This is a genomic window from Phenylobacterium sp. (assembly GCF_036402295.1).
GTDB lineage: Bacteria > Pseudomonadota > Alphaproteobacteria > Caulobacterales > Caulobacteraceae > Phenylobacterium.
In genome coordinates this window covers 1-2028 of sequence record NZ_DASWTE010000445.1, presented here as the reverse complement: position 1 = coordinate 2028, position 2028 = coordinate 1, and the positions used below count along the sequence as shown (strand labels likewise).

Sequence of the window (2028 nt, the reverse complement as noted above, 5' to 3'; positions counted from 1 at the left end):
CACCACGGCCTTGGCGGTCACCGAGTGGTGCTCGCCGGTCATCCGGTCGACGAAGGTGACCCCCTTGGCCTTGCCGGCCTTGTCGAGGTCGACCTGGTAGACCAGCGCGTTGGTGCGGACGGTCAGGTTGTTGGTCGCCTTGGCGGGCGGGATCAGGACGGTGGTCGACTGGAAGTTCGCGCCGATCGAGCAGCCGCGGCCGCACGCCGTGGCGAACACGCAGACGTTCCGGCCCTCCATCGGCTGGGTGATGATCGCCCCGTGCATGGGGATCGTCGGGATGCCCATCGCCTTGAAGGCGCGCTCGTAGAAGATCTCGAAGGCCCGCGGCGGCGCCGTCGGCATCAGGCAGCCTTCGGGCGAGTCCGGGGTGTTCACCAGGTTGGCGGCGGGCGCGGCGCCGGTGACGCCGATCAGCTTCTCGGTCTTGTCGTACCAGGGCGCAAGGTCCTCGTACGAGATCGGCCAGTCGTAGCCCAGGCCGTCGCGGCTCTTCGGCTTGAAGTCGTAGGGCCCGAACCGCAACGAGATGCGGCCCCAGTGGTTCGTCCGCCCGCCCAGCATGCGCGGCCGCCACCAGGTGAAGGGCTCCGAGCCCTCGGCCACGGTGTAGGGCTCGTTCGGCACTTCCCACCCGCCGTCGACCGTGGCGTCGTAGAAGCCGAAGGGCTTGTCCGGGGTGCCGACACCGCGCAGGGGCGCTTGGGCCGGGATGTTGAACATCGGGGTCTCGGTCGTCGGGTCGTAGTCGCGCCCGGCCTCCAGCATCAGCACCTTCAGGCCCGATCGGGTCAGGTGGTAGGCGCTCATCCCACCGCCGGCTCCGGAACCGACGATGATCACGTCATAGGGTTCGGCCACACACCCCTCCGCGGCGAATGCAATCGTTTACACACTGGCGCCTGTTCGGGTCCGCGCCAAGTGCCGATTTCTTGGGCGTCAGGCGCCTGCGCGCAGGGCGTCCGCCAGCGCCGGCGCGCCGGGACCGATCACCAGGTGCAGCACGCCTCCCCGCCGGAAAACCCCCCGTACGCCGACGGCCTTGAGGGCGGCCTCGTCGATCTTCACGTTGGTCCTGATCGCCAGCCGCAGTCGGCTGTCGCACACCTCCAGCGAGCCGCGGTCCAGGCCGGGCAGGAGGGCGGCGAGGCGCGCAGCGTCGACCGTTGGCGCGGACGCAGGTGCACCTGCAGCAAGGTGGGCGCGGATCTCGCCGGCGACCTGGTCTGCCTGCGGTCCCAGCACCACCTGCAAGGCGTCGGCCGACGGGCGAACAATCCCGCGGGCGCCCAACGCCTTCAGCGCCGCCTCGTCGACCGCCGCCTGGTCGCGGACAGTCAGACGCAACCGGGTCGTACAGGCGTCGACGGCGGCGAGGTTCGCTGGACCCCCGAGCGCCAGCGCGAACGCCTCGCCGCGCGGGCGGGCGACGATCGGCGCGGCGGGCTCGGTTATGGCCTCCTCGCGGCCCGGCGTCCTCAGGTCGAACCGGCGGATCGCCCAGAGGAAGAGGCCGTAGTAGAGCGCGAAATAGGCGGCCCCGATCGGCAGCAGCAGCCAGGGCCGCGTCGCCTTGTTGAAGTTCAGCACATAGTCGAACAGGCCGGCCGAGAAGCCGAAGCCCAGCCGGACCCCCAGCGCGTCCATCCCCGCCATCGCGACGCCGGTCAGCACCGCGTGCACGGCGTAGAGCGCCGGGGCCAGGAACATGAAGCTGAACTCGATCGGCTCGGTCACGCCGGTCAGGAACGAGGTCAGCGCCAGTGACCCCAGCATCCCGCCGACCGCCTTGCGCCGCTCGGGCAAGGCCGTGTGGTACATGGCCAGGCAGGCGGCTGGCAGCCCGAACATCATCACCGGGAAGAAGCCGCTCATGAAGGCGCCCGCATTCGGATCGCCGGCGAAGAAGCGCTTCAGGTCGCCGGTGGCGCCGGCGAAATCGCCGAGCAGGAACCACACCACGTTGTTGAGGATGTGGTGCAGACCGGTGACGATCAGGATCCGGTTGAGCACGCCGTAGGCGAACAG

The 2028-nt window shown here is 70.0% G+C and carries 2 protein-coding genes; both read right to left on the bottom strand.

The features are described 5' to 3' along the window. The coding region (locus VGD44_RS25305; RefSeq protein ID WP_331091352.1) for an FAD-binding protein at positions 1 to 861 on the bottom strand (861 nt) is incomplete at its 3' end. Between the two features lie 78 nt (positions 862 to 939). Next, on the bottom strand, positions 940 to 2028 hold a 1089-nt coding region (locus VGD44_RS25300), incomplete at its 5' end, for a PTS transporter subunit EIIC (protein WP_331091350.1).